The 25685-nt window shown below is 40.1% G+C and carries 26 protein-coding genes and 1 pseudogene; 14 read left to right on the forward strand and 13 right to left on the reverse strand.

The features are described 5' to 3' along the window. Positions 1-8 precede the first annotated feature (8 nt). Complete coding sequence (locus PSI06_RS01820) at positions 9-941, reverse strand: PstS family phosphate ABC transporter substrate-binding protein (RefSeq protein ID WP_273602607.1); 933 nt, start codon at positions 939-941, stop codon at positions 9-11. A gap of 151 nt (positions 942-1092) precedes the next feature. Beyond that, the gene (gene asnS / locus PSI06_RS01825; protein WP_024033570.1) at positions 1093-2490 is read right to left on the reverse strand and encodes an asparagine--tRNA ligase; all 1398 of its coding nucleotides are present in this window, start codon (positions 2488-2490) and stop codon (positions 1093-1095) included. 447 nt (positions 2491-2937) lie between these two features. On the opposite strand from asnS, the gene PSI06_RS01830 reads away from it, so the two are divergent. Continuing rightward, complete coding sequence (locus tag PSI06_RS01830) at positions 2938-3372, forward strand: ATP-binding protein (protein WP_004586647.1); 435 nt, start codon at positions 2938-2940, stop codon at positions 3370-3372. An 18-nt stretch (positions 3373-3390) separates the two neighbouring features. Here PSI06_RS01830 and PSI06_RS01835 read toward each other — a convergent pair whose 3' ends face one another. The 6 genes from PSI06_RS01835 to bioA form a co-directional block, all read right to left on the reverse strand. Then, positions 3391-4023 carry a CatB-related O-acetyltransferase gene (locus PSI06_RS01835; RefSeq protein ID WP_273602606.1) on the reverse strand — a complete coding sequence of 211 codons (633 nt, stop codon included), beginning with the start codon at positions 4021-4023 and terminating at the stop codon, positions 3391-3393. An 18-nt stretch (positions 4024-4041) separates the two neighbouring features. Next, positions 4042-5055, reverse strand: a complete 1014-nt coding sequence (locus PSI06_RS01840; protein WP_273602605.1) for an ABC transporter ATP-binding protein — start codon at positions 5053-5055, stop codon at positions 4042-4044. A 14-nt stretch (positions 5056-5069) separates the two neighbouring features. Beyond that, positions 5070-6569, reverse strand: a complete 1500-nt coding sequence (locus PSI06_RS01845) for an ABC transporter permease (RefSeq protein ID WP_273602604.1) — start codon at positions 6567-6569, stop codon at positions 5070-5072. Then, positions 6570-7610 (reverse strand): extracellular solute-binding protein, encoded by a 1041-nt coding sequence (locus PSI06_RS01850; RefSeq protein ID WP_248450965.1) that lies wholly within the window; start codon positions 7608-7610, stop codon positions 6570-6572. Further along, on the reverse strand, positions 7611-8423 hold the full coding sequence (locus PSI06_RS01855) for a hypothetical protein (RefSeq protein WP_004586641.1): 813 nt from the start codon (positions 8421-8423) through the stop codon (positions 7611-7613). A gap of 163 nt (positions 8424-8586) precedes the next feature. Then, positions 8587-9888: an adenosylmethionine--8-amino-7-oxononanoate transaminase gene (gene bioA / locus PSI06_RS01860; protein WP_273602603.1), complete on the reverse strand. Its 1302-nt coding sequence runs from the start codon at positions 9886-9888 to the stop codon at positions 8587-8589. A 92-nt stretch (positions 9889-9980) separates the two neighbouring features. Here bioA and bioB point away from each other — a divergent pair, with 92 nt between their 5' ends. The 6 genes from bioB to htpX all read left to right on the forward strand — a co-directional run bounded on the left by bioB (position 9981) and on the right by htpX (position 16606). Beyond that, on the forward strand, positions 9981-11021 hold the full coding sequence (gene bioB, locus PSI06_RS01865; protein ID WP_273602602.1) for a biotin synthase BioB: 1041 nt from the start codon (positions 9981-9983) through the stop codon (positions 11019-11021). Positions 11022-11032: 11 nt separating this feature from the next. Beyond that, a complete protein-coding gene (locus PSI06_RS01870) occupies positions 11033-12190 on the forward strand; it encodes an aminotransferase class I/II-fold pyridoxal phosphate-dependent enzyme (protein ID WP_273602601.1) in 1158 nt (385 codons plus the stop codon). Then, complete coding sequence (locus PSI06_RS01875; protein WP_273602600.1) at positions 12187-13083, forward strand: methyltransferase domain-containing protein; 897 nt, start codon at positions 12187-12189, stop codon at positions 13081-13083. Before PSI06_RS01870 ends, PSI06_RS01875 begins: the two co-directional genes overlap by 4 nt. A gap of 29 nt (positions 13084-13112) precedes the next feature. Further along, positions 13113-13796 (forward strand): dethiobiotin synthase, encoded by a 684-nt coding sequence (bioD, locus tag PSI06_RS01880; RefSeq protein ID WP_248450969.1) that lies wholly within the window; start codon positions 13113-13115, stop codon positions 13794-13796. A 145-nt stretch (positions 13797-13941) separates the two neighbouring features. Further along, the gene (locus tag PSI06_RS01885) at positions 13942-15513 is read left to right on the forward strand and encodes an FAD-dependent oxidoreductase (protein WP_273602599.1); all 1572 of its coding nucleotides are present in this window, start codon (positions 13942-13944) and stop codon (positions 15511-15513) included. Between the two features lie 229 nt (positions 15514-15742). Then, the gene (gene htpX / locus PSI06_RS01890) at positions 15743-16606 is read left to right on the forward strand and encodes a protease HtpX (protein WP_024033579.1); all 864 of its coding nucleotides are present in this window, start codon (positions 15743-15745) and stop codon (positions 16604-16606) included. 83 nt (positions 16607-16689) lie between these two features. On the opposite strand, the gene gloA is transcribed toward htpX, so the two are convergent. Then, on the reverse strand, positions 16690-17217 hold the full coding sequence (gene gloA, locus PSI06_RS01895) for a lactoylglutathione lyase (RefSeq protein ID WP_024033580.1): 528 nt from the start codon (positions 17215-17217) through the stop codon (positions 16690-16692). A 185-nt stretch (positions 17218-17402) separates the two neighbouring features. Between gloA and PSI06_RS01900 the strand changes: the two genes are divergently transcribed. Continuing rightward, complete coding sequence (locus tag PSI06_RS01900) at positions 17403-17912, forward strand: DUF421 domain-containing protein (RefSeq protein WP_273602598.1); 510 nt, start codon at positions 17403-17405, stop codon at positions 17910-17912. 82 nt (positions 17913-17994) lie between these two features. On the opposite strand, the gene PSI06_RS01905 is transcribed toward PSI06_RS01900, so the two are convergent. Further along, the gene (locus PSI06_RS01905) at positions 17995-18615 is read right to left on the reverse strand and encodes a trimeric intracellular cation channel family protein (protein ID WP_058550084.1); all 621 of its coding nucleotides are present in this window, start codon (positions 18613-18615) and stop codon (positions 17995-17997) included. 414 nt (positions 18616-19029) lie between these two features. Between PSI06_RS01905 and PSI06_RS01910 the strand changes: the two genes are divergently transcribed. From PSI06_RS01910 to PSI06_RS01935, 6 genes are all read left to right on the forward strand, one after another. Then, positions 19030-19638 carry a cold shock domain-containing protein gene (locus tag PSI06_RS01910; protein ID WP_273602597.1) on the forward strand — a complete coding sequence of 203 codons (609 nt, stop codon included), beginning with the start codon at positions 19030-19032 and terminating at the stop codon, positions 19636-19638. A gap of 239 nt (positions 19639-19877) precedes the next feature. Next, the gene (locus PSI06_RS01915) at positions 19878-20180 is read left to right on the forward strand and encodes a hypothetical protein (RefSeq protein WP_273604972.1); all 303 of its coding nucleotides are present in this window, start codon (positions 19878-19880) and stop codon (positions 20178-20180) included. Positions 20181-20501: 321 nt separating this feature from the next. After that, positions 20502-21506 carry a GTPase family protein gene (locus PSI06_RS01920; protein ID WP_273602595.1) on the forward strand — a complete coding sequence of 335 codons (1005 nt, stop codon included), beginning with the start codon at positions 20502-20504 and terminating at the stop codon, positions 21504-21506. A gap of 4 nt (positions 21507-21510) precedes the next feature. After that, positions 21511-22197, forward strand: coding sequence for a GTPase family protein (locus PSI06_RS01925; protein ID WP_055253631.1), 687 nt, complete (start codon positions 21511-21513; stop codon positions 22195-22197). 208 nt (positions 22198-22405) lie between these two features. Next, positions 22406-22798, forward strand: coding sequence for a BRO family protein (locus PSI06_RS01930; RefSeq protein WP_273602594.1), 393 nt, complete (start codon positions 22406-22408; stop codon positions 22796-22798). Between the two features lie 26 nt (positions 22799-22824). Further along, positions 22825-23187, forward strand: a complete 363-nt coding sequence (locus tag PSI06_RS01935; protein ID WP_273602593.1) for a hypothetical protein — start codon at positions 22825-22827, stop codon at positions 23185-23187. A gap of 319 nt (positions 23188-23506) precedes the next feature. Here PSI06_RS01935 and PSI06_RS01940 read toward each other — a convergent pair whose 3' ends face one another. The 3 genes and pseudogenes from PSI06_RS01940 to PSI06_RS01950 form a co-directional block, all read right to left on the reverse strand. Next, the gene (locus PSI06_RS01940; protein WP_273602592.1) at positions 23507-24109 is read right to left on the reverse strand and encodes a thiamine biosynthesis protein ThiC; all 603 of its coding nucleotides are present in this window, start codon (positions 24107-24109) and stop codon (positions 23507-23509) included. A gap of 389 nt (positions 24110-24498) precedes the next feature. Next, a pseudogene (locus PSI06_RS01945) lies at positions 24499-25122 on the reverse strand (metal-dependent hydrolase); the annotation flags it as partial. Between the two features lie 29 nt (positions 25123-25151). Further along, positions 25152-25685 (reverse strand): IS3 family transposase (locus tag PSI06_RS01950; protein WP_273604973.1); only part of this gene is annotated, 534 nt, incomplete at its 5' end.

Here is a 25685-nt window from a genome sequence, read left to right on the forward strand (position 1 = left end):
GGCTTTTTTTATTCCACCTCAAGCATAGAATAATGATGCGCTGACAAAGTATCTAAAACACGCTTATCTTTTAATAAATTGAGTAACACCTCTGTTTGCTCTACAGAGCGGCTCGATTGGCTATTTACCAATAAAATTAGGGGGCGAACAAACGTATACTCACCATTTTTAATAGTTTCATCTGAAACGTTAACGCCATTGATACCGAGTAAATTTATTTTATTTATTTTTTTAGAGCCAAGCAGCTGCGAGACTGCACCGTAAGAGTCAAAAGCAATGGCATTTGGCATGCGTTGTACTATGCCAAGGGCTTGGTTAAATTCGTCATACATTTGCACTTCCATTTTAGGAAATAACCCGTGGTTACCTGCCTGCTTTAGTTTAATTGTATTACCATTTGGAACCCGCATAAAAGATAGGTTTAAAAACTCTAATAAAATATCAAAGGTGCCATGGTTATAGGCCTTACTAAACAGGAGAATTTTATTATCTCTTTGTGTCTCTGGTTTATAATTTGGGTTAACTTCTTGCCACGTTTTATATTTGCCCGCATAAATGTCGCTGAGTTGCTCTACGCTTAGCGAATCAATGTTATTTTTTTTGTTAGTAAAAAATACCAGCGCATCTTGCGCAATAACAATTTGACGTACATGAGGGTATTGCTCTTGCTCTTCATTGGTTAAATAGCGCGATGAAGTACTAATATCAATAATGTTTTGTGCTATGGCTTTAATGCCTTTAGTACTGCCCATGGAGCGGACTTGCATGGCCGTATTTGTTTGCTCTTCATAGTTGGGCTTTAATAAAAGCAACAGGTGCGAGACCGAAGAAGAACCGCCAATAAGTAAAGGCTTGTGATCGGGGGCAATATCAGAAACTGATGTTGCAATGTTAGAGGAAGAAAGCAGTACGGTGGCTGCCAAAATAAGGTTTTTTATCATGCTATTAGCCAAATAACGAATACGTTATAAAACTATAGTTCAAAATTTATAAATCTCTAATTTATAAACAGTATTTTACAAAGCCATAATTAAAAACAACAGACATTAAAAAGCCAGCAAAAAAGCTGGCTTTTAAAATCAATTAATTTGATTAGTAGGTTGCACTGCCTTTAGTACGAGGGAAGGCAATCACATCACGTACGTTGCCCATACCTGTAACATAAGCAACTAGGCGTTCAAAACCTAAACCAAAGCCAGAGTGTGGCACGCTACCGTATTTACGCAAATCGCGGTACCAGCTGTAATCTTCTTTGTTTAAGCCCATTTCATCTAAACGCGCATCAAGCACATCAAGGCGCTCTTCACGTTGTGAACCACCAATAATTTCACCAATGCCTGGTGCTACAACGTCCATAGCGGCAACGGTTTTACCGTCTTCGTTTTGGCGCATGTAAAACGCTTTAATATCGCGCGGGTAGTTTTTAATAACAACCGGTGCTTTAAAGTGCTCTTCAGCTAAGTAGCGCTCGTGCTCAGATTGTAAATCTACCCCCCATTCAACGGCGTACTCAAACTTTTTACCACATGATTTAAGTATTTCTACGGCGTCAGTGTAATCAACTTGGGCAAAGTCTTTTTCTACAAACTCTTCTAAACGGCTAATCGCTGTTTTTTCGATACGTTGTGCAAAAAATTCCATATCGTCACGGCGCTCTTCAAGCACCGCTTTAAATACGTACTTAAGCATGTTTTCAGCAAGTTTTGCAATATCTTCTAAATCAGCAAATGCTACTTCAGGTTCAACCATCCAAAACTCAGCTAAGTGACGAGACGTGTTTGAGTTTTCTGCACGGAATGTTGGGCCAAAGGTGTAAATTTTTGACATAGCCGATGCGTATGTTTCACCATTTAGCTGGCCGGATACCGTTAAAAAGGCTTCTTTACCAAAAAAGTCTTCGCTGTAATCAACGTCGCCTTTATCAGTGCGTGGCAAGTTTTGCATATCAAGTGTTGATACGCGGAACATTTCACCTGCGCCTTCACAGTCACTGGCTGTGATGATTGGGGTACTGATCCAGTAAAAGCCTTGCTCGTGGTAAAAACGGTGAATAGCTTGTGCTAAACAGTTACGCACACGTGTTACTGCACCTATCATGTTTGTACGTGGGCGAAGGTGAGCGTGCTCACGTAAATACTCAATGCTGTGGCGCTTAGCGGCCATAGGGTATGAATCTGGGTTTTCTACCCAACCTAAAACTGTTACAGAATTAGCTTGAATTTCAAATGACTGACCTTTACCTGCAGATTGCACTAACACACCAGTAACCGACACAGAACAACCGGCTGTTAAGCTAGTAACTTCATCATAATTATTTAGTGAATTAGGAACTACCGCTTGAATAGGATCAAAACACGAACCGTCATGAACGGCTAAAAATGATATTCCTGCTTTTGAATCGCGGCGTGTACGGATCCAGCCTTTTACTGTTACTTGGCTGTCTACCGCAACATTGCCTTTTAATAGCTCTGAAATCGCTAAATGGCTCATCTTCACTCCAATGATATAAGTTGCCTAACTGTATAATATTAACTACTCAACGCAGCGGTTAAATTTAGTGCGTTGAACTTGAACCGTGTATCTTACCTAGTTAAATAAAATAAAAAAACTATTGTGAGCAACTCTTTAAAAGTTTTTATGCAAGTGGGTTACTTTTAAAGCGTTTTTTGCTTTAAATTACCACTATTGTTATTTGGTGCTCTGAAATTTAGTGATTTTGTGGCATTATTACTGCGTGTTGACTCTACGGATTGAAATTAGCCAACCTTGAGGCTAGTTAGTCACCGAGCAAAATTTGTAAGCTAGTGGGCGCGCTAACTGCTTCAGCGTTATTCTAATGGCTTACAATGATGAAATAATAAGTAACAATTAAGCCGGTTAATCAGCACATCATAATTTTAACTATTTAATATTTACCATTACCCAAAAATGGATGCTATGAAACAAGTTTTTATTTTAAGAGGGCTACCAGGAAGTGGTAAGTCTTACTATGCACAAACCCTAGCCGATGAGCTTGGTGGAGTAGATACAAGCCAGTATTTAATTTGTTCAACCGATGACTACTTTGTCAATGAACAGGGCGAGTATCACTTTGATAAATTTAAACTACCGCAATATCATAATTTAAATTTAGCGCGCTTTATAAATGCTTTAGCGCAAAATATTCCGCTTGTAATTGTTGATAACACCAATATAAAAAAATGGGAGTTTATTGCGTACTCTCAAGCAGCACATGCACTTGGTTATCAAGTTAAAGAAGTTATTGTTGGTGAAGTAAAAGACAAGTCTATGCAGCATTTATACGCTAAGCGCAACACGCATAACGTGCCTTTAAAAACCATTAGTAAAATGGCGTACATGTTTGAGTGGTAGGTGAGTGTTACTTATGGGTTATTTAAGCTTTATTAAAGCGCTTAAATCACATTGAGTAATGGCATCTAGATGAGCAGTGATTTTTTCATTGCTCCAATCCCACCAAGCTATATCTAATAACGTACTTATTGTGTTGCTATCAAACCCGGGCTTAATTACTTTTGCCGGATTACCACCTACCACGCTATAAGGGGCTACATCGCAGGTAACTACCGATTTACTTGCAATGATAGAGCCACTGCCAATATTTACCCCTAGCATTATGGTTGCATTATAACCAATCCATACATCGTGACCGATAACCGTATTGCCTTTAAAGGGTAACTCTCCAGCCTGCGGGGCCGATTTTTCCCAGCCGTTGCCAAATATAAAAAATGGATAGGTAGAAAACCCCGCGGTTTGATGATTAGCGCCGGTCATTATAAATGTCACGTTTTTAGCTATAGCGCAATAGCTAATGAGACGATCACCAATAAAATCGAAATGGTAAAGGACATTTTTTTCGAAGTTTTCAGGGCCGTCAGGATCGTCGTAATAGGTATAATCACCCACAAGTATATTAGGCGAGGTAATAAAGTTTTTTAAAAAGCCAACCTGAGGAAAGCCCTCAACAGGGGCAGGGTTATTTGGATTAGGGCCCTGTTTAGGCATAGCTACCTCATAGTTTAATTATTGTTTTTTATACACAGCCAGCGGGTGAGTAGTAACAATAGATACATGAACGCTGTCACCCGGATTAACCACAACCTCGTGGCTTACACGGCTAGTAACGAGCTTATTACAGCTTAATTTAACCGCACATAAACGGCTGCCACCTTCAAAGCGTACCCAAACAACTTCACCGTTAGGTTGATTTAAGTTTTGAATAAGCTGTACATCGTCAGGGCGAAGCAACACATCTACATCGCCACTGTCGCAGTCTATACCTTGCCCTGGTGCTACGCCAATGCTAGTGGTTGCTTGGCCATTTTCAAACTGCCCAGCAATAAAGCTTGCCTCACCTAAAAAGCGCGCTACAAAGCGGTTGTTTGGCATGCTAAAGCATTGTTCAGGGCTGTCGAGTTGTTGTATTTTACCGTTTTGTAATACACCTACACGGTCACCTACCGAAAGCGCTTCTTCTTGGTCGTGAGTAACCCATACTGCAGGCACTCCCGCTTCTTTTAAGGCGTTTCTTATATCCCAGCGCAGCATATCTTTTAATGCGGCATCAAGGTTAGAAAGGGGTTCATCAAGTAACACAAAATCTGGCTGGTGAGCAAGTGTACGCGCAAGTGCTACACGCTGTTTTTGACCACCAGAGAGGGTGGCTGGCTTTTTTGCTCTAAAATCATTTAGACCAAGCAGTTTAATCCAATGATCGGCAATGGCGGTGTCTTTTAATCTAAAACAAATGTTTTGCTCAACCGTTAAATGAGGAAACAATGCAAAATCTTGAAACACCATACCAACACTGCGTTTTTCAGGGGGCACATTACGTTTTGGTGTTGCGCGCCATTTGCCTACGTTTATTTCACCCTCGCTAATGGGGATAAGCCCTGCAAGTGCTTGCAATATTGTACTTTTACCGCAGCCCGTAGGGCCTACTAGCATGAGAATTTCATTTTCACCTAACGATATATTTAAATCGCTTACTACACGGTTACTGCCGTAATCTATAGACAACTGGCTTACAGATAGCATTTGTTTTTAAATCCTCAATGTTCGAGTTGGTTACGTTTTTCGCCAGACATCATAATAGCTAAGCCACAGGCAGAAATCACCACTAACAATAAACCGGGAATGGCAGCACGGCCAAAATAACCGGCTTCGTACACACGCCATAAATAGGTTGAAAGGGTTTCGAACCCGGTCGGGCCTAGCAATAGCGTTGCTTCAAGCTCGCGCATTGATTCTAAAAATACCAATGCAGCACCGGCAATAATACCACGCATTGTTAGCGGCAGGGTAATGCGAGTAAAGGCTTCACGCGGGCTTGCACCTAATAAGCGCGCCGACTTTATTAAGCTTTGATCTAAATGCTCTGTACTGGTGCGAATAGAGCCAACTGCAAGCGGTAAAAATCGTAGCATGTAAGCAATAATCAGAAGCGCTAATGTTTGATATAAAAACGGGAGTTGCAAGCCGCCATATACCAGCGCGGTGCCCATCACAATGCCAGGAATACCAAAACCAAAATAGGTAACACGCTCCATTATTCTGCCGGCTTTTCCGCTTAATGCGGCATGAGCAACAGGAATAGCCACAATAACCGCCACTATGGCAGCAATGGCTGAGGCATACGCTGAGTTCCACGCTATGCTAAAGTCAAAATTGCTGTAACCATCGCGTGCTAGCCAAACAAAAAATATCGCCAGTGGTAAACCAATAGCTAACAATAAAATAGGGCCAAACGCAGCAATCATTGCGGTTATTTGCCATTTAGTTGGAAATAAAACCAGTGGGCGACCGTGTCGTTCAGAGGCGGTTTTTATTTGTGATTCTATTAAGAGTAAAAAGCCAACAATAACCATTAATTGCAGCGACAACATCGCGGCGCGCCCTAATGCAAACGCATTGTATTCTACATAAATTACCCGGGTAAAGGTATCTAGGCGCATCATTGCGGGTGTACCAAAGTCTGAAAGTGTATACAGCGCCACTAATAATGAGCCCGCTGCAATACCGTTAACTACACGGGGTAAAATTACTTTAAACACACTTTGTGTCATCGACATACCCAAGGTGCGCGCTGCATTTACCATGCTGGCATCTAAACTGAGCAAGGACGAGCGTGTGGTCATCATTACAAAAGGGAAGGTATATAAGGTCATTACAATGGCTGCACCGCTTAACCCGTACATGGGTGGGGTTTCAAAGCCAAGTAGGTTATTTATTTCACCCCCTGGGCCAAACGCAGCGTACAAAGTAAATGCGCCAATATAACTTGGAATAGCTAAGGGCGCGGCAAAAATCACCAGCCATATTTTTTTAAAAGGCAAATGCACATAAGCACTTATAAAAGCCAGTGGTACCCCAATTAGAATTGAGCCTAATACGGTTAAGCCCATTAGCGATAACGTATTGCCCAGTATTTTTAAATTATGACTGTCAAAAAGGGTACTGGAGTCGCTAGCAAGGGTAATTAAAATATAAACAGGGGTAATCGTAATGAGCGCTGCAAGCAGCGCCATTGGGTAAGAAGCAGGTATTCGCATTTATAAAACGCCGTTGTTGCGCATCAAGTTGATGGTGGGGCGTAAATCCGCAAGTTGAGTTAAATCAACCTTTGGTGGAGATATGTCACTCAGCGACGGTAAGCCTGCCGGTTGAGTAATGCCATTAACAAGCGGTATTTCATACGCTTCTCGGGCTAAATAACCTTGTACTTCTTCGCTTAATAAGTAACGCATAAAATTAGTAGCAAGCGGGTCATCGTTTAGCGTTAAAATACCCGAGGCATTGACTAAACAGCCTGCATCTTGCTCGGTAAAGGCTAAGTCTAATTTAGCATCTGGTTTACCCGATTTAAGACGCAGCGTGTAGTAGTGATTAGCAAAACCAATATCTACTTCACCACGTTCTACCGCCATTACAACACCGAGTTCACCGGCGTATGTTTTAGCGCGCTTTTTAACTTTTTTAAGCCATTTAGCGGTTTTGTCATCGCCTTCTAAAATACGCATAGCGGTAACAAACGATTGAAACGACGCATAAGCAGGCGCCCAACCAATTGATAAATCGCTATCTGCAATCTCCATTATGCTTGTTGGAATTTGGTCTTTAGTTAAACGCGATGTGTTATACGGCAAGGTTCTGATCCGACCGGTAACCGGCGCCCATTGATCGTATCTAAATTGCGGTTGTAACTGTGCAGATAAATCACTCGGTAGGGGCTTTGCAAGGCCTGCATCGGTAACTAGGCCAATAGCGCCTGAGTCAACCGCCCAAAATAAATCGGCACGGCGTACACCTGCCTTTGCCTCTGCCACAATAGTATTGGCAAGTGCAGCAGTCGGGCCGCGGCGAATAGCTAAGTTAAAGTCAGGATTTTTTTTCTGAATCGCTTGTAATACATTTTCATACAAACCACCTTCACCACGGCCTAGGTATAAGGTTAAATCACCTTTAAGCTTTGGTAAATTATCAACAGAAACTGGGTTTGCTATATCGGCAGCTAGTGCGCGAGAAAGGGGCAGTGGCAAAGCGCCAACAACCCCTAACGCAGCTAGGCCTTGTATAAAGGTCCTACGCTTCACTTAAAAAACATCCTTACGCGACTTCTCCGCTTTTTCTATTAGCGTTTTAGCGCGGTCTAATTTAGTGTGCATATCACTTACCACGTCACGTACTTCATCAACGCTTTTAGCGCTTTTAATTGTTTGCGGTAGTGTTACGTTAAAATCTTTTTCCAGCACTTCTACTAGTTTTGCATCTTGTTCGATAAGCGTACCTTCTACGCCTTCAAAAAGGTGTAAATACGTATCGTGAACAATTTCAGTGGCTTCTTCGTTTAAGCGCTCTGCAAATTTAGCAACAACACGGTCAAGCTTGTGCTTGATTTCGTCAATGGTGGCACTTTGGGTCATGCCTTCTGTAGCAGTGGCTTTAACTGTATCAAGTAAGCCTTTTTGCTGGAATTTTGCCGCAAGCTTAACAGCACCAAGACCTTGCCACAAGGCTATGTTCATGGCTTTTTGCTGATTGCGCACTTCTTGGGCAGGCTTGTTGTTATCAATGGCCATTTTTACACCATAAATACCTTGCCAAATTGAGGCATATACAGGCACAAAGTTAGTTTCAATGGCGCTGTGAAACTTAACCGACTCCCAATATTCAATTAAATCGTCGCTGTTTACAGCCTTAGCACCGCTTTTGCTGTAGTCAGTTACCATGGTGTCTACTTTACCAACCATCCATTCAACTTCTTCTGAATAGTCTTTAATGTTTTCTTGTAAATGGTTTACGTGCTCACCAATTGGGCCGTTAGCTAGCGCCGGTTGCGTTACAAAAGCAGAAGCTAACAATAAGCTTGCACCTAATGTTTTTACAGATTTAGAAAGGTGTTTCATAGTAAAGAGTCCGAAAAGGTAATTGTAAATGATAGACATTATCATATCCGTAATATTTACTAAAATCAATATAACAAATACGTCAATGCAAAGCTCAAAACCTGAGCAAAATTAATACCTAACAGGCAAATAATGACTATGCCTCTTAGGTATAATTTAACGCTTAGCAGTAATGCTTACCTGCAATTGCAGTGTAAATGGCATCACATAAGGTGTTTATACTGGCTGAGTCACTTATATACGGGGGCATTAGGTAAATAAGTTTACCAAAGGGTCTAATCCATACGCCTTGTTCTACAAAAAAGGCTTGAATTTTAGCAACATTTACATTGCCAGCAGCATCAGTTAGCTCTACAACACCTATTGCGCCTAAGGTACGCACATTGGCAACAGCATCTAATTCATTGCACTTTTTAAGCTGTTGTAGTTGAGTGTTTATATCGCTAATGCGTTGTTGCCAATCCTGCGCTAAAAGTAAATCTATACTGGCGCACGCAACCGCACAGGCAAGCGGGTTGCCCATAAATGTAGGTCCGTGCATCAAAACGCCGGCTTCGCCTTCACTAATGCCTATGGCTATTTTATCACTGGTTAATGTAGCCGAAAGCGTCATTGAGCCACCGGTAAGGGCTTTGCCAATACATAAAATATCAGGCTCTATATTAGCGTGCTCTACAGCAAATAATTTACCTGTGCGGCCAAACCCTGTGGCTATTTCATCACAAATCAGTAATACATTATATTGTGTGCATAATTTACGAACGCAGGCTAAATACGCGGGGTGATAAAAGTTCATGCCGCCGGCGTTTTGTACTATGGGCTCAATAATAAAGGCGGCTACCTCGTGGTGGTGCGTTTTAAAGTATTGTTCAAGCGTTTGGGCTTCTGCTTGGTTAAACTCGCCATCAAATTTACTCACAGGAGCGGGTACAAACACATGCTCTGGTAAAAAACCTTTATATAAACTGTGCATAGAATTAACCGGATCGCACACGCTCATAGCGGCAAATGTATCACCATGATAACCCTTATACGGTGTCATTAATTTTTGCTTGTGTGTAAACCCTTGGCTTAACCAATATTGCAGCGCCATTTTAATCGCTACTTCTACACTTACCGATCCGCTATCGGCTAAAAACACCTTAGTTAAACTTTTTGGGGTAATTGTAATAAGCCTTTTACACAGCTCTACCGCGCTGTTATGGGTAATGCCGCCAAACATTATATGGCTCATACTATTAATTTGTTCAACCATGGCGTTATTTAATACCGGATGATTATAGCCATGAATTGCGCTCCACCATGAGGCCATGCCATCAATGAGTTGCTCGCCGGTTTCTAGGTAAATTAAATTATGATTTGCATGAGTAACAGGGTAAACCGGAATAGGCTGTGTCATTGATGTGTAAGGGTGCCAAATATGGTCACGATCAAAATCAAGGTCAATCGTTTGTTTTTTATTCATATGTAAACTTTAACGTGGTGGGTTTCGTTGACAATGGTACTTCAAGACGTAGACTAATCCAACATCACCACTGAGAAAAATAAGAGACTACTATGGAACTTGCACCTGTTCGCCACGATTGGACCCACGCCCAAGTAAAGGCATTATTTGAAATGCCATTTAACGATTTATTATTTAAGGCGGCATCGGTTCATCGCGCTAACTTTAATCCTAACGAAGTACAAATATCTACTTTATTATCTATTAAAACAGGGGCTTGCCCAGAGGATTGTAAATACTGTCCGCAATCAGGGCATTATAAAACCGATTTAGAGCGCGAGCGCCTACTAGAAGTAGTAAAAGTGGTAGAGCAAGCACGCCTAGCTAAACAAAAAGGCGCAACCCGTTTTTGTATGGGCGCAGCATGGTCAGATCCAAAAGACAGAGACATGCCGTATATTTCTAAAATGGTAAAAGAAGTAAAAGAACTTGGCCTAGAAACCTGTATGACACTTGGTAAACTTACCAACGAAAAAGCACATGAGCTAAGTAGCGCAGGGCTTGATTACTACAATCATAACCTCGACACTTCGCCTGAATATTACGAGCAAATTATATCAACGCGTACCTTTGAAGACAGATTAAATACCATAGATCACGTACGCGATGCCGGCATGAAAGTATGCTCAGGCGGTATTGTCGGTATGGGCGAGCAAGCAAGCGACCGTTACGGTTTATTAATGCAGCTGGCTAATTTACCACAACAACCAGAAAGCGTACCTATTAATATGCTGGTAAAAGTAAAAGGCACACCGCTTGAAAACGTAGACGATTTAGATCATTTTGAATTTATACGTACCATAGCTACCGCCCGTATTATGATGCCACACAGCTATGTGCGTTTATCGGCAGGTCGCAGCGCCATGAACGAGCAAATGCAATCAATGTGCTTTTTTGCAGGCGCTAACTCAATATTTTATGGTGATAAGCTACTCACAACCGAAAACCCAGAGGCTGATGCCGACATGAAGCTAATTAAAAAATTAGGCATGAACCCAGAAAAACACCAAGACTACTCAGACGAAGCCGTTGCCGCATCGCTTTCATCGCAAGTGGCCGATAAAGCAACGTCAGCCTTATTTTACGAAGCCTAAGCTTACCCTTTATGCCATTTGAATTTTTAAATACGCATTTGCAGCAACAACAGCAACATGCGTTATTGCGTAAACGCCATGTGGTGCAGCGCGCCACAGCACGTACCATTACGGTAAATAACGCAACGTACCTTAATTTTGCCAGTAATGATTACCTAGGCTTTGGTGATTACAGTATTAACTTTGAGCAAAACAACGTACTCGGTAGCCACAGCTCACCCTTAGTTACTGGGTATCAGGCGCAGCAACAACAGCTTGAGCAATATTTATGTAGCGCGCTTGGCTACGAAGCTGGCATGTTGTTTAACTCGGGGTTTAGTGCAAATAGCAGTGTAATTAAAGCGCTGTTTAACGATAAAAGCACTGCGCAAAACAGTGCTATTTTTCAAGATAAGCTAAACCACGCTAGCTTGATTGACGGCGCAATGCACTCAAATGCCGCATTGATCCGCTTTAACCATAACGATTTAAAGCATTTACGTTCGCGGCTCGAAAAATCAAAAGCACACAATAAGCTAATTATTAGTGAAGGGGTGTTTTCGATGGATGGCGACACCGCCCCCATAAAAGAGCTGCTTGCTTTAGCTAAAGAGCACAATGCTTGGCTTATGATTGACGATGCACATGGTTTTGGCGCCCTAGGTAAAACCGGTTTAGGTAGCTGTGAGGCATTATTAGATGAAGGCTTAGAACTTCCCGATATACTGGTTATTACTTTTGGAAAAGCAGTAGCAAGTAGCGGGGCCTGTGTATTAGCAAATAACCAATTTATTAATTACATGCTGCAGTTTAACCGCGACTACACATATTCAACCGCTATGTCGCCGCTTATGGCAGCGCTTACGCTTACGCGCTTGCAAGCCATTAAACGTGCAGATGTTAAACGCCAGCAGCTTAGTAGTAACATTGCTTTTTTTAAGCAGCTTTGTAAACAACACGCCATTGCGGTAATGGAGTCAAAAACTGCTATTCAGCCCATTGTACTTGGCTGCGCCGAGCAAACGTTACACGCAGCACAAAGGCTCAAACAGCAGGGTATTTGGCTAACCGCTATTCGCCCACCTACGGTTGCGCATAATACCGCGCGGTTACGTGTAACCCTAACAGCGGCGCATACCCATACAGATATAACAGCCCTTGTTGAGCAATTAAAAGGCGCCATAGCATGATTGCGCAGGCTTTAGCTCATACCCACAGCAAGCAAGCTTTAAATAAAAAGCCCGCGCTTTTACCTATAAATGGGGCTCCACAAAAGCGTGCGCTTATACAAAGTGCTGAGCAAGTACGCCCTCATACAGCGCTTAAAAAGGGGGCGAGTGATAAGTTTTCTAAAGCAGCTGAGCAATACAACAGCCATGCCAATGTACAAAAACAGGCAGCAAGTGATTTATTTAAATTAATAAGCTCCCAGTCATGCAACCAAAATAAGCGCTGTGTAGATTTAGGAGCTGGCCCACTGGTTAATACCTCACAGCTAAGCAAACAATACGGCCAAGTTATCGCGATAGATTTAAGCTTAAACATGCTTAAAAGCGCTGCATTAACTAACCCAAAAGTTTGCGCCGATATGGATAACCTGCCGCTACAAGCCAACAGTATTGACGCCATATTTAGTAATTTTGCAGTGCAGTGGTCGGCTAATTTTGAAAAATTAATGCGTACGCTTTATAAAAGCTTAAAGCCTGGCGGGCAGGCGTATATAAGTACCGTAGTGGCGGGCTCGCTTAACGAAATTAAAACAGCGTTTGCAGCGCTTGATAACCGTAGCCATATAAATACATTTAATACACACGCTTATATAAACCAGTCGGTCCAAAAGGCAGGGTTTAGTATTAATAGTTCGCAAAAAGTAATTTATACCGATTGTTATTCAAGCCCGTTAAAAGCCATTAAATCTATTAAAGCCATTGGTGCTACAACGCAAAATCATGCTAATTCACGGCAAGGGCTATTAACTAAGTCGGCGCTACAACGGGTATGCAATGCGTATCCGCTTTTAAACAATCAAGCGTGTGTATCTTACCATGTGGTATTGTTATCATTACAAAAAAGCCATGAGTAGCTAATATTAAAATTAATCAAGGCAGTAAAATGAAAGAATTTTTTATTACCGGTACCGACACCGACGCCGGAAAAACCCACGTGACTAGTTTGCTATTAAAGCTACTTGCCCAACATAAAAAAAACGCAATTGGCTTTAAGCCACTTGCCGCAGGCTGCGAAATGGCGTTTGATCAGCTAGTTAATGCTGATGCACTAATGCTAATGGAAAGCGCCACGGTAAGTGCCAAATACGATGTAATAAACCCCTTTGCCTTTGCGCCGCCCATTGCGCCGCACATAGCCGCAGAACAAGTAGGGGTTAATATTACGCTCGATAAACTAAGCGCAGCGTACTCAACACTAAAACAACAAGGTGCCGATTACCACCTAACCGAAGGCGCTGGTGGCTGGGCACTACCAATTAATAACACCGATTATTTATATGATTGGGTTAAGGCCGAGCAACTACCCGTAATTTTAGTAGTAGGCATGAAACTAGGCTGTTTAAACCATGCTTTACTTACCGCTGCCCATATGCAAAGTTTAGGCATTAATTGTGTAGGCTGGATTGCCAACCAAGTTGACCCAAATATGGACGAATACCAAGCTAACCTTGATTCGTTAAAAGCACGCTTGCCATTTCCTATTTTGGCTATAAGCCCATACAGCGAGCAAACCCCTAAACTGCAAATATACAAAACCTTACTTAATACCCTCAATATACAGAGCTAATTGTGGCTGCTTTGCGTTTTTAAATGCAAAGCAGTTTTTATATTAAATTCATGAGCTTATTAATTGTATTTACGCCTTGAAATTACCCACTTTAGTACACATATTACAAGTTAAAGCTATTGTTACTAAGGAAATAAACCGCTACATGACGCACCCATACATTAAACGCTTCGCTCAAAACACACAGGTAACGGGGGAACCCGAGGTAAAGCCAACTGCTCAGCCTAAAACCCGTGTGGGCATTTTAGGTGGCGGCACAGCAGGGGCAACAATAGCTATTCGATTAGCAGCGCTAGGGATTCATACCACTATTTTTGAGAAAAAAAAGTCACTTATAGATGGCCCACCTATGTGCCATTTACACGCTGGTGGTAATTTATACCGTGAAATACCAGACGAAGACTGCATAGATTTACTCAAACAATGTATCGATATTTTACGCTTATACCCCTACACCATAGACGTACGCCCAACCGTGTTTGCAGTGCCAACGCGTGATGACGACTCACCCGATGATTTACTACCACGATTAAATAAAATCACCAACGCGTATAAAGAGTTAGTTGAGCAAGACCCTAACAACAAAGTACTTGGTGAGCCCGACAATTACTACCAGCTGTATAGCCATGAACAAATGATAGCGCTGAGTAAAGAAGAGCAGGCTAGTGAGCCTAGAACGCTAGATGAGTGGATGATCCCCGTTGCTAAGCACCTAAACTTAAACAAAGTAAAATACCCGCTAATTGTTGCTCAAGAATACGGATGGAATATATTTAGGTTATCGGCCAGCGCCCAACTTGCGCTTGCCCAGTACGAACACGCTAATGTACTTACCAGCACAGAAGTAAAGCAAGTTAGCCAAGTTGAGCAAACCAGCGCCAATAACCAATCGCCAACTTGGAAAATTGAATACCAAAATAACCAAAGCGATACTACGCAAACAGTAGAGGTAGACTACCTTATTAATGCCTGTGGCTTTCAAACCGGTATTGTAGATGACATGGTAGGCGTAGAGGCCAAACGTATGGTCGAATTTAAAGCCTCTTACATTACGCATTGGCAAGGTGCTGGCGGGCAAATTCCAGAAATTATTATTTATGGTAACCGTGGCACGCCAGAGGGCATGGCACAACTAACGCCTTATCCTAATGGCTATTATCAAATTCATGGTATGACCAACTCAATTACCTTGTTTAACGATGGTCTAGCCGATACCAACGAGCAAAGTGCACAGCCGCAATTGCCAGCTAAATACTTAAATTACATAAACAATGGGTGGGATCAGCAAGTACTAAAAGCACGTAGCCAAAAAGCGATTGATTATGTAGCCGAGTTTGTTCCGGCATTTAAAAACGCTAACCCGCAAAACAATGCCTTGTTTGGTGGCCAGCAAATCCCAGGAGAAGACGATACCTTGCGCGTCGCAGATGTTAGCTTATATTCGCATATGAGCTACGCACGTGCCGAAAACGTAAAAGCGTCATCTACCTTAATCGCTGCCGATGAAATAGTGGCTGAATTTACTAAACTTGGCTTAATAAGCGACGATGCGCACATAAATGAGCATCGTACACATCACCAGTGGACGTATCTTCAACAACACAACCATGCAGATATAACCAAGGTGGCACAATTACTCGCAAAAGAGCGCGGCTTTCCTACAGATATAGCAACAATTAATAATTGCATTACAACTAGCGGCATAACCAGCAACTAATTGTTTTTATAGGCGTAATGAGGTTCTATAACTGCGTTACGCCACTCTTTACTCCCTTTTTAAACTCCCCCAAAAATTTATTAATAAACCTGCAAATAACCCTTGCGTTATGACATAGTTTGTCACAGAATAGCCTCAACGCTATGACATAGTGTGTCATGACGTAATGATTGCTTTAACCTAATTTAATTTTATGTTCGGTGATCAAACCTATTTTTGTGAGGACAATATGAAACGTATATTTTTGTTTTTATTAACTAACCTAGCGGTTATGTTGGTATTAGGTGTAGTGCTTTCAATAATAATGAGCGCGCTGGGTTTAAGCCATCGTAGCCTTGGCGGAATATTACTTATAGCCTCTGTATTTGGCTTTGGTGGCTCGTTTATTTCGTTATTTATGTCTAAGTGGATTGCTAAAAAATCAACGGGCGCACAGGTAATTACTCAACCGCGCAACGAAACCGAGCACTGGCTTGTACAAACGGTATCAGCACAAGCTCAAAAAGCAGGTATAAAAATGCCTGAAGTAGCAATTTACGACAGCCCAGAAATGAACGCCTTTGCAACCGGCCCAAGTAAAAACAACTCGCTGGTGGCGGTAAGCACAGGTTTATTACATAACATGAATCAAGACCAAGCCGAAGCCGTACTTGCCCACGAAGTATCGCACGTTGCTAATGGCGACATGGTAACGCTTACGCTAATACAAGGCGTGGTAAATACCTTTGTAATATTTGCCGCAAAAGTACTGGCAGGCATAGTTGATAACTTTTTAAATGGCGATGAAGAAGAGGGCGGTAGTAGCTGGTCTTACTTTTTATTCGATATGTTATTCCAAGTTGTATTTGGTGTGCTTGCAAGCATAGTGGTAGCAAGTTACAGCCGTAAGCGTGAATTTGCAGCAGACAGCGGCGCAGCTAAATTAGTAGGTGCAGACAAAATGCGTTCAGCTCTTGAGCGATTAAAGCAAAACCACCCGTCGCAATTACAAGGCTCAATGATGGCCTTTGGTATAGCAAGTGGTAAAGGGATGGCTGAACTGTTTTCATCTCACCCACCGCTAGATGCGCGTATAGACGCCCTGCGTAAATAAGCTAACCCTTATTTAAAAACAGAAAAAGCCAGCTAATTAGCTGGCTTTTTAGTATGTGGTAACCGGTTTATCAAACGTTAAAGTTATTTACCAAAAATAATATCAGTAATTCCCTCCGGTGAGAGTATTTCTATCCAGTAGCCGTCAGGGTCTTTTATAAATGCTAAGCCCTTCATTGAACCATCATCTGGCTTTTTAACAAATTCTACATCGTACTTTGCAAAGCGCTCACTGGCAGCGTATACATCTGGTACGCTAATACCAATATGGCCAAAGCCTTTAGGCTCTTGGTTACCGCTGTGGTAGCCCTCAAAACTATCGTCGTCTTCTGTCCCCCAGTTATGGGTTAGCTCAATTAGCGCAGGGCGTCCAAATACCCATTTAGCTTTGGTTTTATCATCACCTTGCGGCTGCTCTGGCTCGTAGCCTAAAAAGTACAGCGTAAACTTCATTTCAGGAAAGTCATACTTACCTAACAGCTTCATACCTAATACATTTTGATAAAATTCGAGCGACGGTTTGGGATCCTTAATACGCAACATAGTTTGCTGCATCACATAGCCTTTAGTGGCCTGTTCAATTTGCTCTGGCGATTCGTTATAGCTAGACATGGTAATCCTTTGTATAAATTAAGAAGCGAAAACATAGATATAATGCTTAAGTTATCATAATCAACCATCGTCTAAATTTAAACTGCTTTAAATTACTATTGCCTATCTTATTCATACAGTTTTAATTTGTAAGCATGTACGGTTTAACTAAAGGCTATACGTAATTTTAACTACAGGGAGTAACTATGTTTTTTGATGATATGCAGGGCTTAATACGCGTACTTATTATTGGCGTACTTGGTTATATAGCGCTGGTATTTTGGCTGCGTATATCGGGTAAGCGTACGCTTTCTAAATGGAACGTGTTTGATTTTATTGTCACTATTGCGCTGGGATCTATTTTAGCCTCGGTGATCATTACAAAAAGCGTTGCGCTGGTAGAGGGCATGCTCGCGTTTGTTGTACTAATAGGGCTGCAATACTTTATTACGTGGCTAAGTGTGCGCTCATCTAAATTTGCTTCGCTTATAAAAGCAGAGCCCACGCTATTGCTGAGTAATGGAGAATATTGCACGGCGGCACTTAAATCGCAGCGGGTAACAAAATCAGAAATTCGCGCTGCCATTCGTGGTGCGGGTATATTAGCCATAGAAGATGTAGCCGCTGTAGTGCTAGAAACCGACGGCAGTTTTAGCGTACTAAAGCAAAATAACAGTGGGTTAAAAACGGCGCTGAGTGATGTAAGCGAGCAATAAAGTAAGGCGCTAGTACTTATACTTATACTTATATTAATTAAGGCAGGTTTAATACCTACCTTATCTTTTATTAAAGCCTAATTTATTTAGCGTGCTGCTCTAACAAACTAAAGGTAGGTAAACGCCACTTAAAGCGAATTGATGCCATACGTATTAAGTAGCCTGCAACAAGGCTTACAATAATGCTGATGTTGTCATCAATATTGTAATGGTGCAGTGCTAGGAATAAGCAGGCAACCAGTAACGATACACTCGCGTATAGCTCGTTATGTAGTACTAAAGGTGCTTGGCGACATATTAAATCGCGCAGCAACCCACCAAATACACCGGTTACAACTGCAGCCACAACACAAATACCATAGTGCAGGCCCATATTTAGCCCCACTTGGCAGCCAATAATGCTAAACGCCGCAAGCCCTAGCGCATCTAAGCGCATAAAAATGCCTTTAAATTTAACCACCCACTTAGCAAGCCACGTAGTCACAATGCCCGCTATACAAGTAATTAAAAGGTATTCAGGGTGCTGAACCCAGGTAAGTGGGTAATTGCCAAGTAAAATATCTCGCACACTGCCACCACCAATTGCTGTTGCACTGGCAACCAGTACAACGCCAAACCAATCCATTTTCATTCGCCCAGCGCTAAGTGCGCCGGTCATGGCTTCTGCAGTAATACCAATAATATAAACAACGGTTAATAGCATGAGATAATCACTTGAAAATTGCACGTAAAAATAAGGTGTGGATTGTATAGATAAATTAAGTAAATAACGAATGAAAAATCACACTAAAAACGCTTAATTCAGATAGAAATAACTAATAACAAAACCAGTGTAAACAGTCTGTTAAGCTAATCGGTTGGCTAAAGTTTGCAGTAATAGAATAAAGGACAAATGGCCGTAATTTATAAAATAAAACAGGCTATTTTTTGCTGATTTTAAAAGCTCATAGCTCGGTATTTTCCCTATATGGTTAAGTGTTTTGCCAACTAATTGGCGTGTTTAAATTAACCTAATATGAATATTTGGTTGCCTGGTAGCAATTTAGGAACGTATACTAACAACTCTTAACTTAAATGGAATTTGCGTAATCGCAGCTTAATCAGCACAGGTAAATACATGAACAAAGGATTGTTAAAAGCGTGGAATGACGAAAAGGGCTTTGGTTTTATTAAATCAGACACCTTAGCGCACGACACCTTTATACACATTTCAGCGCTCAAACATATGAGCCGCAAGCCTAAAGTGGGCGACACCCTTTATTTTGAAGTCGCTACACAGCCCGATGGTAAAACCAAAGCCATAAATTGCCGGATAGAAGGCGTAGCTGCAATTAAAGTCACGCCTAAAAAATCAAACCATCATCGTGTTGCTAAATCTAATTTTACTGATAGTTTTTTAGGCAAAGTCGCCTCAATTAGCATTATCGCCGTACTTGGTTTTGTCGCAGTAAATAAATACACCCATTATAAAAGTAACGAGCAGTTTAATAACCACACTCCCGTTATTACCAACGCCGATTTAGCCACCTTTGATGAGCAATACCCAAAAAGCGTTATTCCAAAAAGCACGCAAAATTTTACCTGTGACGGCAGGCAGCACTGTAGTCAAATGACTTCACGTGCAGAGACGGTATTTTTTATTAATAACTGCCCCAATACAAAAATGGATGGTGACGGTGATGGTGACCCATGTGAGAGGGATACAAGGTTCCAAGATGAGTTGTAATTTTAGAAATCGATTAGCTAAAAGTTAAATTTAAGATGGTTTTTACCGTGTGCTGTATAAAAATACAGTGGTAGGCAATTCGTTATTAAAAGGCATTATGGGGTTAAATTACAAAGGCTACTGAGTAGCAATTGTTATTGTCTGATTATAAAGGGGTTGTTTGGTGTAATTACCGAACAACGTAATCTACGCCGATTTGGGGTGTTATAATTCCTCAAAGTGAGGTTCAATAAGCAGTTATGTTTAACCGAGCTCCAATGGATTTTTCTAATAAAAAAGAACGCACGTTGGCTGATATAGAAGATACGTTTTATAAAGCTATGAGCGAGAACACCGTATTTTTATCTGTTAAAAAATCTGCATCTGCTTTAGAAAAACTTATTAAAACTGCTGAAGACTTAGCTGAAGAAATGGGTAACTTAAGAGAGGCATTTGAAGAGTCATCAAATTCATCTAGTAAAGTGGCTGGTGCTTTAAATTGGCTAACAGGCGTGCTTGTTTTAGTTGGCGTTGCTCAAGTAGTCGTCGCATTTATTAAATAAACATAACAAGGTGTTTTAAACGCAACTAAAACAGTTGGTTAGGTTTCGCTCCGCTACAAATTATAAACCACTGCTTTAGTCCGCTTAATGCGGCGTTGACGCTATAGAATTACTCTTTTTAAATAAAAACAGCCTGTTTTATGAGTCCTGCATTACCTAATGCTTTAAAAACGCTTAGAGTTAATCACAGAAGCTCGTTTTTTAATTGAATTTGGCTGTTGGAGTTATTCTACAGTCTTGTTATGTGTGCATGTGGTGTTCATTACTGAATTGGTTTCTAAAACGTATAAAATTAAAATTCATAAAGCTTGAGGAAATAAAATGAAAGAAAGTAATATTTTTAAGGATATGGAAAATGATATTAATTCATCTAATTTAGATGAAACCGCAAAAAAAAAGTTTTATGAAAATATATTAAATTTAAAAAATAAACAAACAAACTTGATGATAACTGGCGCAACAGGTTGTGGTAAAAGCTCTACAATAAATGCGATGTTCAATATGGATGTTGCTAAAGTTGGTATAGGTGTTGACCCCGAGACAATGGAAATAACAAAATATGAATTAGATAATCTAATTTTATGGGATAGTCCTGGATTGGGGGATGGAAAAGAGAAAGATATAAAACATTCAAAAGCGATCATTTCAAAGCTTAATGAATTGGATTCAGATAACAAGCCACTAATTGATTTAGTTTTAGTTATTTTAGATGGTGGAAGTCGGGATCTAGGTACATCTTATGAATTAATAAATTCGGTAATTATTCCTAATATTGGTGAAAATGCAAAAGATAGAGTTTTAATTGCTATCAATCAGGCCGATGTAGCAATGAAAGGCAGATATTGGAATTTTGTAAGTAATAAGCCTGAACCTAAGCTCGTCGATTTTTTAAATGATAAAGTTAAATCTGTGAAAAATAGGGTTAAAGAAGCAACAGGAATAAATATCGAGCCTATTTATTATTCAGCAGGTTTTAAAGATAGTGATGAAGAACAAAAACCTTACAATTTATCTAAGCTACTTTATTTTATTGTTAAAAATACACCTATAGATAAACGATTGGCTTATGTGAATGCTACTTCGGATGAGAAAGAAATGTGGCAAGATAGCGATGAAATCAAGGATTATACGGCTGAACTTCATAAGTCATTTGTAGAAACTATTGTAGAAACATCTAAGGCAGGCGGAGAAATAGGTAAAGAGCTTGGTAATATACTGGGTATGGGAAAAACGGGTGAAGCTATTGGTAAAGTTGCTGGAGCCGCGGTTGGAGCTGTAAAATCTTTAGTCAGCAGTGTTGGCTCTATTTTCGAAGGTCTATGGTAATTGAATGTATAAAAATTATAGAGAAACAGATTTCATTACAGGCTTAAATATTATTGGGATCAACCCATTAGATATTATGGTTACAGGAGTTACAGGAGCTGGAAAATCTACAACATTAAACAGTATATTTCAAAAGGATATTGCTAAGGTTGGAAAAGGTGTAGATCCTGAAACAATGACTTTAACGAGTTATATGCTCAATGATTATTTCCGACTGTGGGATACTCCTGGTTTGGGGGATGGAATCGAAAAGGATCGTGAACATTCTAAAAAAATAGTTGAGTTGCTCTACAAAGATTATTCTATGAGCGATAACAAGCATGGCTTTATAGATATGGTTCTAGTGATCATAGAAGGCTCAAATAGAGATATGGGAACAAACTATAAACTATTAAATGAAATAATTGTCCCAAATTTCCAAAAAGAAAGAATTGTTGTAGCTGTAAATCAGGCTGATATGGCAATGAAAGGTAGATACTGGGATTATACCAATAATGAGCCAATGGAGAAACTAAAGGATTTCTTAGAGTCTCAGACTATTTCTATTCAAAATCGAGTAAAGGAAGCTACTGGAGTTAGTATCATTAAGCCTATCTATTACTCAGCAGAATATGGGTATAATATTGATGTCCTCCTAGATTTACTTGTTGATAATATGCCAAACCAAAAAAGAAATTTAGTTTTAAAGTAAAAGCATACATGCAAGTCGTTTAATAGGTATAACTTTTTAGTTTGTGTATCGGTAAGTTTAGACTTATTAGTAAAAAAGCTAAAACTGTATACTTGTACTTTATCATCGGAGTTGTTTGATGAGTACGGTATTATCGTTAAGGATAGTTCCTAGTTTCACTTAGCTTTGTGCGGATGAAATTTTAATAAATTATGGAGTAAATATTAAGGTGGAAAGTAACTTAGTAAAAATATGCTATGAAGGAGAAACTGGATCATCTGATATCAGGACATGCCAGTACGAAGATATTCTTCACGTGCCACTTAAAGATGTATTAATTACTCTTAACAAAGAAAATAGAGAGCTAGATGAAAAGCATATATCTAAATCAATGGCAGGAATAATAAAAAATCAACTTAGTTCATTAGATACTGATGAATATATTATGATTCCAGCCATAAATCCCACTTTCACAGAAGAAAAAGAAATTTTTGTAACTCAACCCGGATTATTTCGTGTTCTATCAAGTGACAAAAGCAAAGCAGGTAAAAGATTTCAAAAATGGCTATATCATGAAGTAATACCTTCTTTAACTAAACATGGTTGTTATCCACGCCATTAATTCCTAAAGGTTCAGCTTTATCGCAAATGGCCGAAATATTGGCCCAAAATTCAAGGGCTCTAGCTAATGCGATTGTTCGTCAAGACAAATTGGAAACCGAAGTTGAAGATGTAAAATCTAAACTTGGAAGTATAGACGATCGCCTTGCATCAATTGAAGTTGGTGATAAAGATTTAAAACATATTATTACTGTGAAAGAAAGGCTTGAATTTTTAAATATTACAGTATCAAAGAGTAAAGAGTTTGAGATTGTTGTTTGGTGCGAAAATATAAACTTTAAATATTCAGAACCAAGAATTGCATGTCCTTCAGGTGAAAGAACTAGAGCACGTTACTCGGTTAATATAATTGATGAAGCTATCGAGTTAGTTATTCAAGCTGGGAATTGAATCTTATGAATAGTGAGCAGAGACATCAAAACATATATTGGCTAAAAGCTTTTAATAATGATAGGCGGGGTCAAATCTTGACTTCACACATCAAAATACGAATTGGTAAAAAGGTTTTTGATATTAGCTATTTTTCCTCTAAAAGCGAAGCGACTCATAACCTCTTTGTGAGTTAGTATTTAGATTACTAAGAGGGAGCAAAATTGGAATGCGCAAAGAGTATACTTCAAACATAAAACATCGGCGGATTAGGTTCTCTAATACACGCCGATGTTTTTAACTTATTTAAGTAACTACCTTATTTATAAGGTATTAAACCTTAATCTGCTTTACGGTTAAGGCTAAATAAACAGATTGCTAAAAGTAATGTTGCAATCATACCTGATGCACCAGCAACACCTGATGGTAAGAATCCATCACGGCCAGCAATAATTAATATAGCATTGGCAAGCATTGCAACTGCGCCTGCTAGGGCTGTAAGGCCGCCAATGGCTTTGCCACCTTTAGCAATAAAAGACAGGCCAAACACAAGGGCTGCTAAGCCTAGTAGTAATTTAGCTGCGTAGTAAATCATGAATGATAAAGACACCACGCCGCCAATTAAAGGTTGTGCGCCTTCTACTGCGCCCGCTACTTTGCCAAATGTTGAAAACAACGTTAGGCCAATGCTTACCTGTACTATGTTTAATATTGCGCTAAATGTGATAGCCGACCAACCTAGTTGAGCATTTTTAGCTTGCACCATAGTGCTACTTGCAAAGGCCACAAGCACAGTAAACAGCACGGCTTCTAGTCCCCATGCATACTGTCTTGAAAAGCTAATTTCAGCACTGTAAAGGGCAGTAAAAATAGCCTGGGTTATCGCCAACGCCAACAATAACGATGCTGTAATTAGGGTGGTGCGCTTATGTGTAAATTCCATTATGTACCTCTTATAATTTTATATTTGACGCTTTAAAAGTTGTAGTCGCTTTGCATACATCAAACAGATGAAAGTATTGCTGCTATAAGACAGGTAAAGCGGAGTAATTATTTCACTAAAACCAATAAAAATAATAATTAATATCAAATAGACTAAAACTTGCGCTTTTAATGAAACTTAAATTGGCAAAGCCGCATTGAGTTAAGCTATTAAGCCTTTAAAAATTCAGCGCATCTTATCCTCTTTGTGAATCAACTTTTAAATTAAATGTTGGAGTTACTTCGACTAACTAAAGCGGCTGTTTATTCGAAAGGTGATTAAAACAATCGCTTAATAAAGCATATATACCCACAAACAATGTTTATGGGTATTTTTATAAATGTTATTTATTAAGATAAAAGCCTAAAGTGAGACCAATCACTTAATGCGGTAATAGTTTGCTCTGTAGGCGGGGCTACATAGATTAAACCTGCAATGGCAATTATTGATGCCAAGGTAATTAATTTATTGTCGAAGTCGGCTATTTTTAACGCGGTGCCAAAGGAGCGTTTAATGGTGACATTGCTTAAATCTACACTGTAAATTTCATCGAGTAATAAATGAATTAACCCGCCGATTAAAATAAACCCACCTGTTAACCAGGCAAAGGTGGCTGCTTGTGTGGTTGTTTGCTCGTTTAGTTGCCACGTTACTTGCGTTGTTAAGAGCGCGCATAACAGTAAAAATAATAACGAGTGGCAACTGCCTCTGTGCACGGTGATCCATTCAAAAATAGGCCTAATAATGTATTTCATAAACCCGTACACCAATAACGGCACTACGATTAGCTCTATAAAACTAATTTCGATTATTAGCTCGGTGGTTATGTAATGCAGCACCAGTAATACAGCGCTCAGTGCGAATAAGTTAAAAATAGTATTGAGCGAGGTTGAGTTATCTGAGTCTATGTCGGGTAATAAGCCGCCAATTGAGCCTAAAAACCATAACCAAAGTGCGCCGTTTAAATCAATATGGTGTCCCGTCCTGAAATAGGTTGACGGTTTTAATGAAAGACTTGGTGCGAAAGCGCCAGGTCTTTTTTATGCACTTGATTTGGTGTTTTCATATCCAAACTTAAGTGCGGTCGCATTTCATTGTATATAAATATCGATTCTTCAACGAGCTGTTTTAACTCTGTCATATTGCGACATTTATACAGTAAAAACTCTTGCTTTAATATCCCGTTAATACGCTCTGCTAATGCGTTTTGATAACAGTCATACCCATCGGTCATCGATGGTCTAATGCCCTCTTTTAATAGCGCATTTTGATATACTTCAGAGCAATATTGTAAACCTCTATCTGAATGATGAATGGCATCACGTTTATATACGCGTTGCTTAATTGTCATTTCTAATGCTCTGACTACATCGGTTGCTTTCATTTCATCACTCAGCTCATAACCCATTATTTTTCGACTGTAAGCATCAGTGACTAACGATAGGTAATGCACGCCTTGCGCTGACTTTACGTATGTAATGTCACTAACGAAGACTTCCTCGGCCGCAGTAGGCATGTATTCCTTTAGTAAATTGGG

This window comes from Pseudoalteromonas sp. GABNS16E (assembly GCF_028598715.1).
GTDB lineage: Bacteria > Pseudomonadota > Gammaproteobacteria > Enterobacterales > Alteromonadaceae > Pseudoalteromonas > Pseudoalteromonas atlantica.